This window comes from Moraxella sp. I5G (genome assembly GCF_055193055.1).
Genome location: NZ_JBUXLH010000001.1, coordinates 1 through 15351, shown reverse-complemented (window position 1 = coordinate 15351; position 15351 = coordinate 1). Strand labels below are relative to the sequence as shown.

Annotated in this window: 13 protein-coding genes; 6 read left to right on the top strand and 7 right to left on the bottom strand. The window is 37.2% G+C overall.

Features of this window, described 5'->3' with window-relative positions:
* Positions 1-11 precede the first annotated feature (11 nt).
* The 4 genes from ACZBKJ_RS00065 to ACZBKJ_RS00050 form a co-directional block, all read right to left on the bottom strand.
* Positions 12-875 (bottom strand): PhzF family phenazine biosynthesis protein, encoded by an 864-nt coding sequence (locus ACZBKJ_RS00065; protein ID WP_463198849.1) that lies wholly within the window; start codon positions 873-875, stop codon positions 12-14.
* Positions 876-888: 13 nt separating this feature from the next.
* The gene (locus tag ACZBKJ_RS00060; protein WP_463198848.1) at positions 889-1836 is read right to left on the bottom strand and encodes a restriction endonuclease; all 948 of its coding nucleotides are present in this window, start codon (positions 1834-1836) and stop codon (positions 889-891) included.
* Between the two features lie 66 nt (positions 1837-1902).
* Entirely contained in the window at positions 1903-3084 is a 1182-nt protein-coding gene (carA, locus tag ACZBKJ_RS00055; RefSeq protein WP_463198847.1) for a glutamine-hydrolyzing carbamoyl-phosphate synthase small subunit, read from the bottom strand.
* Between the two features lie 290 nt (positions 3085-3374).
* Positions 3375-4157 carry a TatD family hydrolase gene (locus ACZBKJ_RS00050; protein ID WP_463198846.1) on the bottom strand — a complete coding sequence of 261 codons (783 nt, stop codon included), beginning with the start codon at positions 4155-4157 and terminating at the stop codon, positions 3375-3377.
* Between the two features lie 376 nt (positions 4158-4533).
* Between ACZBKJ_RS00050 and alaS the strand changes: the two genes are divergently transcribed.
* From alaS to rpmG, 6 genes are all read left to right on the top strand, one after another.
* Positions 4534-7203 (top strand): alanine--tRNA ligase, encoded by a 2670-nt coding sequence (gene alaS, locus ACZBKJ_RS00045; protein WP_463198845.1) that lies wholly within the window; start codon positions 4534-4536, stop codon positions 7201-7203.
* Between the two features lie 173 nt (positions 7204-7376).
* Positions 7377-8663, top strand: a complete 1287-nt coding sequence (locus ACZBKJ_RS00040; RefSeq protein WP_463198844.1) for an aspartate kinase — start codon at positions 7377-7379, stop codon at positions 8661-8663.
* A 118-nt stretch (positions 8664-8781) separates the two neighbouring features.
* Positions 8782-9030: a carbon storage regulator CsrA gene (gene csrA / locus ACZBKJ_RS00035; RefSeq protein WP_463198843.1), complete on the top strand. Its 249-nt coding sequence runs from the start codon at positions 8782-8784 to the stop codon at positions 9028-9030.
* A gap of 70 nt (positions 9031-9100) precedes the next feature.
* Positions 9101-9442, top strand: coding sequence for a HopJ type III effector protein (locus tag ACZBKJ_RS00030; protein ID WP_463198842.1), 342 nt, complete (start codon positions 9101-9103; stop codon positions 9440-9442).
* A 240-nt stretch (positions 9443-9682) separates the two neighbouring features.
* Positions 9683-9919, top strand: coding sequence for a 50S ribosomal protein L28 (rpmB, locus tag ACZBKJ_RS00025; RefSeq protein ID WP_463198841.1), 237 nt, complete (start codon positions 9683-9685; stop codon positions 9917-9919).
* Between the two features lie 28 nt (positions 9920-9947).
* A complete protein-coding gene (gene rpmG, locus ACZBKJ_RS00020; RefSeq protein WP_003659281.1) occupies positions 9948-10103 on the top strand; it encodes a 50S ribosomal protein L33 in 156 nt (51 codons plus the stop codon).
* A gap of 145 nt (positions 10104-10248) precedes the next feature.
* On the opposite strand, the gene ACZBKJ_RS00015 is transcribed toward rpmG, so the two are convergent.
* The 3 genes from ACZBKJ_RS00015 to ACZBKJ_RS00005 all read right to left on the bottom strand — a co-directional run bounded on the left by ACZBKJ_RS00015 (position 10249) and on the right by ACZBKJ_RS00005 (position 15037).
* The gene (locus ACZBKJ_RS00015) at positions 10249-13017 is read right to left on the bottom strand and encodes a lytic transglycosylase (protein ID WP_463198840.1); all 2769 of its coding nucleotides are present in this window, start codon (positions 13015-13017) and stop codon (positions 10249-10251) included.
* A gap of 188 nt (positions 13018-13205) precedes the next feature.
* A complete protein-coding gene (locus ACZBKJ_RS00010) occupies positions 13206-13694 on the bottom strand; it encodes a Cif family virulence factor (protein ID WP_463198839.1) in 489 nt (162 codons plus the stop codon).
* Between the two features lie 131 nt (positions 13695-13825).
* Positions 13826-15037, bottom strand: a complete 1212-nt coding sequence (locus ACZBKJ_RS00005; protein ID WP_463198838.1) for a CNNM domain-containing protein — start codon at positions 15035-15037, stop codon at positions 13826-13828.
* Positions 15038-15351: the final 314 nt, after the last annotated feature.

The following is a 15351-nucleotide window of genomic DNA, read 5'->3' as shown; positions in this document are numbered from 1 at the left end:
TTTAGTTTGATTTAATTGGGTAAATAAAATTCACCCCGACCAACTTGAATCACCTGACCGCCAACATAAATATTTTGCTCATCATCTATTTTTAGCAGCAAACGATTAGCTCGCCCCATGTCATCACCCTGACAAATAGTATGTGTTAATGGATAATTATTTTGACTGATAAAATACGCCCCAAGATTGGCGCATGCAGAACCTGTACCGCTGTCTTCTACCATCACTGAATTTTGTTCAAAAAACATACGCGAATGAATACACTTGCCATCACAAACCCAATAATAGATAGAAGGTTCTTTGGTTGATTTAAATGGGTTTTCTGCATTTAAGACGCGAAGTTTTGCAATATCAATGTGTAAATTTTTCAAAGCTCGACGATTACTAAGTTCAATTAAAATTTGTTGTGTACCACTATTTACAAAGTACGCTCGCCCTACAATATCATCAACATCCAAACCACTGAGTTTTGCTAGTGATGGTTTATCTGTTTGGCTTTTGGTGATATCAAAACCCTTTATCTTCATTTGCACATGGTCTTTATTAATAAAAACTTGCACAGGCTTAGCTTTGGTATTTAATATAAATTCATCAGGTAATAAGTGGTTAAGCTGCTTTAAAATAAATGCTGAACCTAGTGTTGGATGTCCTGCCAAAGGCAGTTCATAATTAGGTGTAAAAATACGCAAACTAGCCGCTGCTTTATCATCATTTGATGAAAAAATAAACACCGTTTCACTCAAATTAAACTGCCTAGCAATCGCTTGCATCTCATCATCCGTCAAATTATCCGCTTGAGGAAAAACTGCTAAAGAATTGCCACCAAAATGGCTATGAGCAAAGACATTAACCAGATGATAAGGGCGGGCTTGCATTTTTTGATTTACCCTATTCAAAAAAGTCTTCATCAATTTCAAAAATTTCCAGAATTTCTTTAGCTTGAATGCCTACCTTATATCTAATCATCAAAGTTGCCAGCTCTTGCCCATCAATCAAAATAATCTTTCCGAGTAATTTTTGAGCATAATCTTTAGCGCTTTTGGTGAAAGATGAGGTGGTGATAAATACGCCTCTTTCTACGCCATTACCCTGTAAAGCTCCTGAAAATGACTGTAATTCTTTTGATCCAACGGTATTTTCTCTGGCGTATCGTTTTGCTTGAATGTAGATATTTTGAATACCAAGTGGGTCTTGCTTAATCACCCCATCAATACCGCCATCATGGGATTTACCTGTATGCTCAAATAAGTTTTCTTTACCTCCATAACCCATTGCCAGTAGCAATTTTAATACTGCTTTTTCAAAAAATAAGGGTGTACTTTGTTGTAGTCTATTTAAAAGTTCTAATGCAACTTCAGTTTCTATTTCTTTAATGGCATTTTTGGCTTGACTTTCAAAATCAACTTCTTCAGATTCACAGACATCATCCGCATCAATCTCGTTTGATAAATTATTTTTATTTTTTAGCTCTGCTCTGTATTCTAAATATTTTCGCCATTCTGGCAAATCAATCTCAAAATAAAGCTTTTCACTAATTTCTGTTTTGTCCTGCCAAAGTTTGGCAACCTTTAAGCCAGTGGGCGTGATTTGGTAAGTTGCCTTACGGATACGATTTAAAATGCCCGCCTTGGTAAAAGAAGTAATAGCCCACGCGATAGAATTTTCAACCTTAGACTGTCCAAAAGGAAATCTTAAAGACAATATTTCATCAGAAAAACCACCATTTCTGATAGTATTGCTATAAATTTCTTGACGTGTGCGAACTTGATTGTCAGCCATCAACTTTAACACCAATGCACGACATTCATCCCGATTTTTTCTAGTATTAAACTTCATTTCATTTGCTCAATTTATAAAAGTGGGTATTTTATGATAAAAATATACCACAATCTACGCTTTCGCCTATTCCATTGCCCGAATAAATCTATCAAAAAGCGGTGAACAATCGTGTGGTCCTGGGCTAGCCTCTGGATGCCCTTGAAAACTAAACGCCACCCTGTCAGTGCGCTCAATGCCTTGATTTGAGCCATCAAACAGCGAACGATGAGTTGCTCTTAAAGTACTTGGCAAGGTTGTCTCATCCACCGCAAACCCATGGTTTTGACTGGTAATCATCACCGTGCCATCATCAAGATTTTGTACAGGGTGGTTTGCGCCGTGATGACCAAATTTCATTTTAAGTGTTTTTGCGCCACTTGCCAAAGCCAGCAGTTGATGACCCAAACAAATTCCAAACACAGGGATTTTACTAGTTTCTACAATTGTTTTAATGGCTTCAATGGCATAATCGCACGCTGCAGGGTCGCCAGGCCCATTGGATAAAAAGATACCATCTGGATTCATGTCCAATACTTTTTGAGCGGGTGTTTGAGCTGGCACAACGGTTAAACGACAACCTCTATCTACCAGCATACGTAAAATATTGGTTTTTACCCCAAAATCATAAGCTACTACATGAAATTTTTCTGCAATCTCATCGCCTAAGTTAACAAAACGACCACCTGATTGGGTAGTTTTGGCATTACGTCCATCATGCGCCAATTGCCACGAGCCTTGTGTCCATGTGTAACCTTTGGGGTCACAACATTCTTTTGCCAAATCCATGCCATTCATGGATGGCGTGTTTTTGGCAAGTTCAATGGCTTTTTCTACATTCAGCTGACCTGCTTCATCAGCGGTCATAATGCAGCCATTTTGAGCTCCTGTTTGACGCAGTCTTGTGGTCAGTTTACGAGTATCAATCTCGCCAATGGCAACAACATTATGTTTTCTTAGATAATCTGACAACGAAAGTGTAGCTCTAAAATTTGAATGCAGCAGTGGCAAATCACGAATAATCAAACCACTTGCCCAAACTTGATGAAGATTTCCCGATTCGCTATCTTCATCATTACAACCAGTATTACCAATATGTGGGTAAGTTAAAGTAACCATTTGCTTAGCATAACTTGGGTCAGTCAAAATCTCCTGGTAACCTGTCATTGCAGTATTAAACACAACCTCACCTGTTGTATGCCCTTCTGCACCAATTGCCACGCCATAAAAAATGCTACCATCTGCCAAAGCTAAAACTGCTTTTGTCATATTTGCCACTCCCAACTGATTGTTTTTGCTCATTAATTTTTAAAATTGGTAAATTTTAGGCAAAATTTTTTGGCATATCGCCAAATTATTTTTATTGATAATTTCACACAAAAATTTTACACAAAAAAAAGTGAACATTTATAAAAGAAAATAACTTAACTGGTTATCATAGATAATGGTTAAGTTGTTTGCTTTCATAATTGCTCACTTACTTAGATTTGGGCTATTATATACAAAAAAATACAAAATGCCTAGTCTTTCATAAAAATTTTTATGAATTTACTCTAACCTTACAGATATTGATTTAATAAATTTGTAAAATTTTTACTGGTAATTTGTCCAATCTCTTCACCAGTTTTACCAAAAATTTTACCCAAAAATTCAGCTACATAAGGTACATAAACAGGCGAATTTTCTTTACCACGCTTAGGCACAGGAGCAAGATAAGGACTATCTGTTTCAATTAAAATGCGATCTAGTGGCAATTTTTTAACAACGGCTTGCAAATCTTGCGATTTTTTAAAAGTAGCAATGCCTGAAAGTGAAATATATAGCCCCAAATCCAATGCTTTACGCGCAAAATCATAGTCTTCAGTAAAACAATGAATAATTCCATGTTCACATTTTTGAGTTGTCAATAAATCCAATGTATCCTGATAAGCATTACGAGTATGCACAATGATGGGTTTTTTAGTAATTTTGCCAGCTTGAATGTGAGCAATAAAACTGGATTTTTGAGCAGATTTTTTATCTGCATCCCAATAATAATCAAGTCCTGTCTCACCAAATGCCCATACATTTTCATTATTAAAAGATATAAGTTTTTCAGCAGTAACGCTGGTTAATACATCAATATCTTGACAAGGATGTATGCCCACACTCATACCAATATCAATCTCATCATCACTTAATTTTGTCCAATTTTCAATCTCATCAAATTCATCAAAATGACACATAATCGCCATTACACGACTGACTTGAGCGCGTTTTAAAGCAGTAATTAGATTTTGGGGATTATTTTGGTAATTTTCTACACTTAAATAATTTAAATGACAATGACTATCTGTATACATATGTTGATAATAAATTAATAATAAAAGTCGCTATTTTAAACAGTTATTACCATTTAATCAATAGTGATTATTGATGGTTAATTTTTTATTAATTTATCTAATTAAAATTATTAATTTATTAAAAATAAATATTAAATACTGACAAAACCATTAATAACAAATTAGTTTTTTTAATTTTACATTTAATCGGCTTTTTAATAGATAAACCATTTTTTATGTTTTAAATAAAAAAATTAATTTTGATACTTAGAATAATCGCTAAATTGTATCAAAATCTGAATCAATGCTAAAATTATCCACTAAAATGATTTTTATTCTGTAATGGTTATGATAAAATTGACACTTTATCAATTTTACCCTTTGTTACGAGATTTATATGAGCCAACCAAAAAAAACAATGCAGTTACATGAAGTGCGTCAAGCCTTTATTGATTTTTTTGTAAGCAAAAACCACACACACGTTGCGTCATCAAGCCTGATTCCTCACAATGACCCAACACTTTTATTTACCAACGCTGGCATGAACCAATTTAAAGATACTTTTTTGGGCGTAGAAAAACGTGATTACAGTCGCGCAGTCACTTCTCAAAAATGCGTGCGTGCTGGAGGAAAACACAACGACTTAGATAACGTTGGTTATACTGCCAGACATCATACTTTTTTTGAGATGATGGGTAATTTTAGTTTTGGGGATTATTTTAAAAAAGACGCCATCAATTTTGCTTGGGAATTTTTAACTGCTGACAATTGGCTTTCCCTACCCAAAGACCGTTTATATGTTACAGTATATCACACCGATGATGAAGCCTATGATATTTGGCATAAAGATATTGGCTTAGAAGCTAGCCGAATCATTCGAATTGGCGATAATAAAGGTGAACTTTACGCATCAGATAATTTTTGGACTATGGGCGATACGGGTCCTTGTGGTCCTTGCACTGAGATTTTTTATGATTATGGCGAACAAATTGCAGGCGGTCTTCCTGGAACGCCTGAAGAAGATGGGGACCGCTATGTAGAAGTGTGGAACTGCGTTTTTATGCAATTTAACCGCCAAAAAGATGGTAGTTTATTACCTTTGCCAAAACCATCTGTTGATACAGGCATGGGACTTGAACGCATCAGTTCTATTATGCAAGGTAAATTTGGCAACTATGAAGTGGATTTATTTATTCATCTAATGGATAAAGCCGCCCAAATCATTGGGGTACCAAGCACATATGAACCTTCTTTTAAGGTGATTGCTGACCATATTCGTGCAGTTTCGTTTTTAATCGCTGACGGGGTGCGCCCTAGCAATGAAGGACGTGGCTATGTGTTGCGCCGTATTATTCGCCGTGCGGTGCGTCATGGCAATAAACTTGGAGCCAATGACGTCTTTTTTTATAAGCTAGTGCCCGAACTGGTTAAACAAATGGGTCAAGCCTATCCAGAACTTGCTGAAAAACAAGAACATATTCAAGCCATCATTTTAAAAGAAGAAGAACAATTTGCCAAAACTTTGGCTCAAGGTTTGCGTCTATTGTCTGGTGAACTGCACAATTTAACAACAGGCGATACATTGGCAGGTGAAACAGTCTTTAAACTATATGATACTTACGGATTCCCGGTTGATTTAACCGCTGATATTGCCAGAGAGCGTGGTATTGGAATTGATGAATCAGGCTTTAATGAATGTATGCAAGAACAGCGTCGCCGTGCCAGAGAGGCTGGTAAATTTGATATGGATTACACCGATGTTATTACTGATGGCAATCCAAGTGAATTTGTTGGTTATGGTTTTAGCAGTTATAACAGTCAAATTACCAATTTGTATGAAAATGGCAAAAAAACTGAGATTTTAGAAGAAGGCAGTAAAGGTGCTTTGATACTCAATCAAACCCCCTTCTACGCTGAAAGTGGTGGTCAAGTTGGCGAAATTGGTGAAATCAGTACTCAAACAGGCACCTTTCGCGTACACGATACTAAAAAATCAGGCAACACAATTGTTCATTATGGCACTGTTATTTTAGGTCAAATTCAAAATCATCAGCCTGCCTCTGCTCAAGTATTAGAAGAAGTTCGTCGTGCTAGTGCAAAGAACCATTCAGCAACTCACCTATTGCACGCTGCCTTACGCCAAATTTTAGGTACAGAAGTTACCCAAAAAGGTTCTTTGGTGTCCAGTGAGATTTTACGCTTTGATTTTTCTTATGATAAGCCCATCAGCGATGACCAGCTTATTCAAGTAGAACGCTTGGTTAATGCTCAAATTCAAGCCAATACCAATGTTATGGTTGAAGAGATGGACATTGACAGTGCGGTGAAAAAAGGCGCAATGGCGTTATTTGGCGAAAAATATGGTGAACATGTCCGTGTTTTGAGCATGGGACAAAAAACGGATGATGTGCCATTTTCTATTGAATTATGTGGCGGTCTACACGTTTCGCAAACTGGAGAAATTGGATTGTTCAAAATCATCAGTCAAGGCGGTATTGCAGCAGGTATTCGCCGAATTGAGGCCTTAACAGGCATGGCAGCAGTGCGCTATGTGGAAACAGGTGAACAGATTTTAAGCAGTATTGCGGGAGATTTTAAAGCTAAGCGTGAAGAGATTCAAACGCGAATTACCAACTTAAACAAACAAAATCAAGAACTTGAAAAACAAATTGAGCATCTAAATCAAAAATTAGCACATCATCAAGCTAAAACTCTACTTGCTAACGTGCAAAAAATTGGTACAGTTAATTTGTTAGTAGAAATGGTATCTGACGTTGATGGAAAAGTCATTCGCACCTTGATAGACAGTTTAAAATCACATTTTGATGACTCAGTTATTGTGTTAGTTGGAAAAAATGGCGATGATTTGGCGTTGGCTGCTAGTGTTAGCAAAACGTTACAAGATAAAATCAAAGCTGGCGATATCATTCGTACACTAGCTAACGAACTTGGTGGTAAAGGCGGCGGTAAAGCCGATTATGCTCAAGGTGGCGCTAAAAATGGTGAGCAGCTTAACACCATTTTAGCAAATTTACATCAAGACCTGACTGCTCGTTTGACACAATAAATCAATTACTAAATTTATTTTAGCAGATTTATTGCCCTAAATTATTATTTGGAATTTTTGATAAATAAATAATTTAGGGCGACAAAGTTTGCTAAATATAGTAATATAGCGGGCTTGACTTTTTATTATTATTTTAACCGTTCTTTTGATGTTATAAATTAAGGCAACATATCATGGCATTAATTGTACAAAAATACGGCGGCACCTCAATGGGGAATACCAGTCGCATTAAAAACGTTGCAGCACGTGTCAAACGCTGGCATGACCATGGTCATCAAGTGGTGGTAGTGGTTTCTGCCATGAGTGGTGAAACTAATCGTTTAATTGGATTGGCGCACGAAATCAGTCGCGACCCTGATATGCGTGAGTATGACCAAATGGTTGCCACGGGTGAACAAGTATCTATTGCTTTATTAGCAATGGCATTAAAAGATTTAGGCATCAATGCCAAATCTATGACTGGTCGTCAAGTTGCTATTAAAACCGATAACACTCACACCAAAGCACGTATTGAAGATATTGATGCTGAAAATATCAAGCGTGAGCTTTCTGATGGTAAAGTTTTAGTTGTTGCAGGATTTCAGGGCGTAAACGAATTTAATGACTTGACCACCTTGGGTCGTGGCGGTTCTGACACCACGGGGGTTGCTATCGCTGCCGCTATCGGTGCTGATGAATGTCAAATTTATACCGATGTTGATGGTGTTTATACTACTGACCCACGCATCACCCCCAAAGCCAAAAAACTAAACAAAATTACCTTTGAAGAAATGCTGGAAATGGCATCTTTAGGTTCGAAAGTATTGCAAATTCGCTCAGTGGAATTTGCAGGTAAATACAAAGTTCCATTGCGAGTTCTATCCAGCTTTGATGAAGGCACTGATGGTGCGTTTGATGATGAATTCAGAAAAAATGTGGGTACACTCATTACCGTTGATGAAGGAGATGATATGGAACGTGCGGTTATTTCAGGCATTGCGTTCAATAAAGATGAAGCAAAAATTACAGTTCGTGGCGTACCAGATAGACCTGGGATTGCCTCCGCCATTTTAAGCCCAATTGGCGCTGCTAATATTGAAATTGACATGATTATTCAAAATGCATCTATTGACGGCATGACAGATTTTAGTTTTACTGTACAGCGTGGCGATTACGATAAAGCTCTAAAAATCTTAAACGAACGTGTAAAAGACGATATTGGCGCCACTGAAATTACAGGCTCAACCGATGTTGTTAAAGTTTCTGTGGTGGGTGTTGGTATGCGCTCTCACGCAGGGGTAGCAAGCAAAATGTTTGATGCACTAGCTAGCAACAATATCAATCTACAAATGATTTCCACCAGTGAAATTAAAGTGTCTGTATTAATTCAAGAACAGCATTTGGAAAAAGCAGTTAAAACATTACATACAGCTTTTGGTCTTGATCGCGTTGACGGTGAAAGCAAGGTTGCAGGATTGTAATTTTTCTTTACTTTCATAGCTGTTTTTTAAAAAAAAGCTGACAATTTACCCAAACCACTTTATAATGATGGTTTGGGTATTTTTATTTTTATTTTCCCACAAAAACAAGGAGCTTGTTATGTTAATTTTAACTCGTCGTGTTGGCGAAACTTTAATGATTGGCAATGAAGTCAGCATTACTGTTCTTGGTGTTAAAGGTAATCAGGTGCGTTTGGGTGTCAATGCCCCCAAAGATATCGCGGTGCATCGTGAGGAAATTTATCAACGTATCCAACATGAGCGCTCCATGCAAATGCATATGAGCCATTTAGAGCAACAAGGCAATTTTGCCCCACCTTCGTTTGATGATGATTACTTTAATCGTTAATATTCATGAAAATAAATTTCATAAAACTAGTTCTATCTAGTAATTGATGCAAAAGAGTAAAACTGTAAATATGAATACTGACATTTCACGACTGTTACACGGTATTGATAAGGGTGAATTGTTTTTTAAAGATGTATTGGCATTCATTGAAGCAAATTATACTTATATACCTGTGGAGTTTTATAATGGCGAGCTGGTTAATCCAGCAGGTACAAATGAAGGTAGTGCTAAAATTTTTAGCCTTGCAAAATTGCATAATCTTAGCCAATTAGATACATTAAAATTATTTGCTGAGCATTATCAAGCCGTTTTAGCTGACCCCAAAGGCGACAACCACGCCAATATTCGAAACTTTATTCATTATGGCTGGTTAGCTTTTGCCATGCCTGTCAATGCTTTAACATTGCGCTAATTTTTATTAAGATTACCCAAATTCTGCTTGAAAAATTGCTAAATTTCATGTAGAATTTGGGCTTTGATTTTTTCTGCTACTTCTTGCTTGTTGTCGCCTTTAACGACAAAAAAGAATGGCGTAACCTTGTAAGTTTGGTCAAAAAAGTGCTATGTCCATACCATTAATAATCGCGCCTTGTCCAAACGGCACAACCGATACCGCTCAATATCCGTGCCATGATTTTATAGGAGTTTCACCATGTCTCGCGTATGTCAAGTGACTGGAAAACGCCCACTAGTGGGTAACAACGTATCACACGCTAATAATAAAACTCGTCGTCGTTTTTTACCAAATCTACACAATCATCGTTTTTGGGTAGAATCTGAAAACCGTTTTGTGCGTCTTCGCGTATCTTCTAAAGGCATGCGCATCATTGACAAGCATGGCATTGATAAAGTGCTTGCTGATTTGCGCGCTGCTGGTCAAAACATTTAAGTTTTGTTAATTACAAAAGGATACTGTTATGAGAGATAAAATCAAACTTGTTTCTACCGCTGGTACTGGTTATTTTTACACAACTACCAAAAATAAGCGTACAATGCCTGGTAAAATGGAAATCAAAAAATTTGATCCGAAAATTCGCCAGCATGTTCTATTCAAAGAAGCAAAAATCAAATAATTGATGATTACTTTGAATTAATTATAGTCGCTCTTTTTTAGGGCGACTTTTTCTTTTAATCTTCTTTCCTAATTTCCTAACGCTTTTAATCATAAAGCACCTTAATTCCAAAGAGTTAAGGTGCTTTATTACTTATTGCATAAATTTACTTTTTAGGCACAATCAATTTTTGTCCAGATTTTAAAGCTGCATTACTATCCAGTTTATTGAGTTTTGCAAGCTCTGCCACACTGATACCATGATGTTTTGCCACTGATGTCAAATTATCACCTGATTTTACTGTATAAGTAGTTGTTTTATCTGAATCTTTTTTATTTTCTTTAGTGGTTTGTTTTTTAGTTTCTGATTTTTTAACATCTGTTTTTTCAGGTTTGGCAGAAACTGGTACCTTAATCACTTGCCCACGTTTAAGCTGAGCTTGTGTGGATAAATGATTAGTTGCCGCCAAATCGGCAATAACAACATTGTGTTTTTTTGCCAATCCTGCAAGGGTATCACCAGACTGTACTGTATAATTTTCAGTATTTTTAATGATTTTTCCTTTTGCCATTTCAGTTTTTACTTCTTCTTTTTTATCTGCCTTTTTGATTTCAGTTTTTGGGTCAACCTTTGGTTTGGTTTCAGGTTTTGACTGCGGTTTTGCTGGCACTTTTACTGTGCCAGAAGCTGGTATGGTCAATATTTTGCCGTGAATTAATTTAGCATTTCTATCTAAATTATTTGCTGCAGCTAATTCATCTACTGTAATGCCATATTTAGTAGAAACACTCGTCAAACTATCACCAGACTGAATGGTGTATTTTACAGATTGACTACTGGCTTTAACATCTGATTTAACATCACTAGGTTTAGTTTCTGTTTTGGTAGTTTGGGTTTTTACGGGCGCTTTGATATCTGATGGCACTTGCAATTTTTGACCAACCAATACACCATCAGTAACTGACAAGCCATTTAATGCCGCTAAATCTTGTACCGTGGTGTTGTATTTACGCGCAATGGATGTCAAACTTTCACCACTTTGTACAACATAAATGGTGGTTTTTGCGCTAGCACTGGTTGTTTTGGGTGCCATAGGTATGGTAGTGGCCTTACCCGGCACAAGCCACAAGCGCTGACCTGCTCTTACATGTGTAGTTGCACTGATATTATTATAACTTGCAAGCTGACTGACACTTAACCCATGCGCTTCAGCAATACCCGATAATGTATCACCTGCCACTACCTTATAACGGTCGGATTTAACTTTTGGCTGAGTTGGTTTAGTTTCAGGTTTTGATTGAGCTTTGACAGCTGTAGGTTTTTCAGGTTTTGATAAAGATGACGGTTTGTTTGGCGAATTTACTTCAAGTTCTGTAGTCGTTGTTACTTTTGTAATCTCTTCAGTGATGGTTGGAATATTGCCAGTTGGATTATTGCTTTGGGAATCATCTTCTACAGTTTTAACTGTGGTACTTGGAGCGTTAAAACTTAAACTTTTAATCTCACCGCGTGCTTCTAAGACAGATTGACCAGTTTGTAATGCTACAAACTCAATATTACCATCACTAGAAATCGGTTCTACGTTTTCAATGGTGTTTGCCTGAATTTGAGCTGCAATAAAATCTCTTTCTTCACTAGATAACGGTGGTTCTTGAATGATGGTATTTTGGGGAGTGATTTGAACGCTAGTAGTTGGCAATGTATTTGCTGAAGCCAGTTCTTTAAATAAAGCGTCATTTTTATTATTTGTCCCCATTTTTGGCACAACGTAACTGTTGCTTGCGGTATAGGTGGATGCACCATAACCATAACCACGCAATGATGTTAAGCGTGAATCCAGCGCTGCCGATACACTGTTTGGCACAATTACCCGACCAGGCCCTGAACTGTCCACGCTAAAATTAATCAATGCAGGGTTTAGCAACCGTAGCTCATCAACTGGCACACCTGTAACGCTTGATACATCATACAAGCTCACGCCAAAGTTAGCAGGCACCGCTCTAAAATGTGAATGGTTGGCAATGGCTGGTAAATAGACGCCGTAACTCTCTGGAGCTGCAACAATTTGAGCAACTGCCATAAATCGCGGTACATAGTTCATTGTTTCAGTTGGCAAACGCAGTGACCAATAATCGGTTGGTAGCCCTGCATTTCTATTAGCATTAATCGCCCGCTGAATTCGACCTGGACCAGCATTATAAGCTGCTAATGCCAGCTCCCAGCTACCAAATTGATTGTACAAACTGGTTAAAAAATCATAAGCTGCACGTGTGGACTCAATAATATCACGACGTCCGTCATAAGTCGTACTTTGGTTTAAACCATAAATTCGCCCTGTGCTTGGAATAAATTGCCAAAGACCTGCTGCTGCTGCGTTACTGGTGGCTGATGGATCATAGGAACTTTCAATGATGGGTAATAACGCCAATTCAGTCGGAATGCCACGTCGTTCAGCTTCGGTAACGGTATGATATAAATAACGCGACGTTCTAGCAGCTAAGCGATTTAGGTAATCTTGACGGCTGTAAAACCAAGATTTTTGAGCCTCAATACGTGAATTTTGCATATGGCTCATACGATAACCACGTCGTACCCTATCCCACAAATTTCCATAACGCTGCACGGTTAATTTATCACCTTCCACCATGCTCATATCGGTTGCTTGTAGCAAATCTTCCAATTCATCTAAAGTAGCTTGGTCAAGGACACCTGCATAGGTGGTTTGTGAAGATGTGGTGGATGTCCTGGCTTTGGTTTTTGGGGTATAAGTTGGTATTGGTGCAGATGACACGGTTGCACTTGGTTTGACAGATTGACTGTCATTGTTCGCTTTAGGGGTACTTGCACAGGCAAACAATAAACATGAAGAAATGGAGATGACTAATGGTTTTAATAAAGTATGGGGGGCTAATTTATTAAACTGAATAGATTTCATGGATGGATTGTCCTATGTGTAAAAAGCGATTGTATTGACAGTGATATTGCTATAATCGTGATTTTATCAAAAACAACATAACAAATAGACCAACTGACTGCATTATAATACAGCTGATTTATTAAGCAAAGTTAAAAATGCAAATCATCTACACATCCTTTTGCATCTTGTTATAATTTATAACAATTTCAATTAATGCTAATTTGTGACACCATACGCAATAAAATGGCATTATTTCCCGACTGTACTAAAGTTGCTCGGGAATTGGATTTTAAAGTTACTTTTTTTCCATCCTTGTTTGTCCAAGTTTCTGTAGTGACAACCTGAGCTCGCGCTTGGTCGCCACTAATCACAACATCATTTAAATGAATTGTGTAATAATAATGGGTCGATTCTGCCCAACCTTTTTGTAACAATTGCAAATATGCGTTTTTATCTAAGGTAATGGTTTTATTTTGACGAGTTAAAGAAATGACTGCATTATCATCAATCAGCCCTGCGATTTGACCAATATTTTGCTGATTTGCCGATGCGCTCATCAGACGAGCAAAGGTTTGCGTTTGCGCTTCACTGATGGCATAAGCTGATACACTTATCATCATTGCAGCTCCAAAACCAAGCCATTTGGAGGTGGCTTTTAGCAATGATAATTTTTGATTATTATAAAAAACATGCATTGATTGTATCCTAATTTTATTAATTGGCTGGCTTGGTTGTAAAATAACAGTCAAGTTCTAAAGAATCATGACTGTTTTGTAATATTTTGTTGCATTTTATACAAAATTAACGAATATTTGCGCTTATCGGCTTATTTATTGCTTTTATCGTCAATTGACTCGTCATCATTTTCAAGAGTTGCCCCAAGCCGATGCATACGACGCTCCATCAGTTGCTGGGCAAGAATCTGCATGTCTTCTACACGGTCAATTTCATCAATAATCTCAAGCCCCAAAAGAGTCTCTAAAACATCTTCTAGACTTACCAAACCCTTGACTTCGCCAAACTCACCAACCACCAGTGCAATATGCACATGATTTTTTAACATCAAATCCAATAAATCAAACAGTTTCATTTTTGCAAACACAAAGGTGATATCGCGCTTAAATTGTTTGATGGGTGTATGAATTTCTTGATTAGCTTTTGCGATGAGCAAATCGGTTTTTAAAACAAACCCTGTAGCGTTATCCAAGTCATCATCATCAAAAATTGGAAAACGTGAAAACATCAGTTTTGGATACAATGCAAAAACATCCCCCACGCTCATATTTTCATCAAACGCCGTAACGACTGAACGCGGTGTAACGATATCTTCAACGTTAATTCGGCTAAGCGCCAGCGAATTTTTAATAATCCGAGTTTCAAGAGCAGTCATTTGTCCTGAGCTTTCACCCGCATTAGCAAGAGCAATAAATTCATGGCGGCTAAAGTCATTTTGGGTATTACCCTTAGTTAAAAGTCGAGAGATTTTTTCAGCCAGCCAGACAATTGGAAATAATAAAACATTGATGCCTTTGACATAATAAGCAACAGGCACAGCAAATTTTCGCCAATAGGATGTTCCTAGTGTTTTTGGAATGATTTCTGTACCAATTAAAATCACCACAGTCATCACTCCACTAAATACTCCAAACCAAACATTACCAAAGACAATCACCGCTTGAGCGCCCGCCCCAAGACTACCTAATGTGTGAGCAACTGTATTTAACGTTAGAATGGATGAAATGGATTTTTCAATGTTGTTGACTTTAACATCTTCAAGCATTTGAGCGATTTTTGGCGCGTCTTCTTTGATGGTTTGGATGTAACTTGGTGTCATCGTGAGCAATGTTGCTTCTGAAATTGAACAAATAAAAGAAACAATCAATGACAATGAAATATAAAAAATAAGCAACGCAACATTGGTACTGGTTGCGACTTGGGTACCATCACCAGCAAAAGCACTAACAGAAAAAATAGATAAGAAAAAAAGACAAGTTTTGGGTAAATTAGGCAAAAGAGCTAATAAACTACATCGGGGCATATGTTTAAAAAACCAAAGTAAAAGTGTAATATTAAGACAAAAATCAACTAACTGCAAGTAAAATAAAATGGGCTGGTCAAAGCCATTTAACGGCATCACCATAACAGTATTAATTGTAAAAGTTATCCCCTTGATTTTTTAAAATATGGTATGATATAGGGTATTTTTGTAAAAATTAGTTTAAAAAATTAGGAGCAAACATGTTATTGTCTTTATTGGCTGCAGCAGCACCTGAACAGCCATCTTTACTAAGCTCATTAGCATTACCATTAGCGTTTTTTGCTATTTTTTATTTTATGATTATTCGCCCAAAC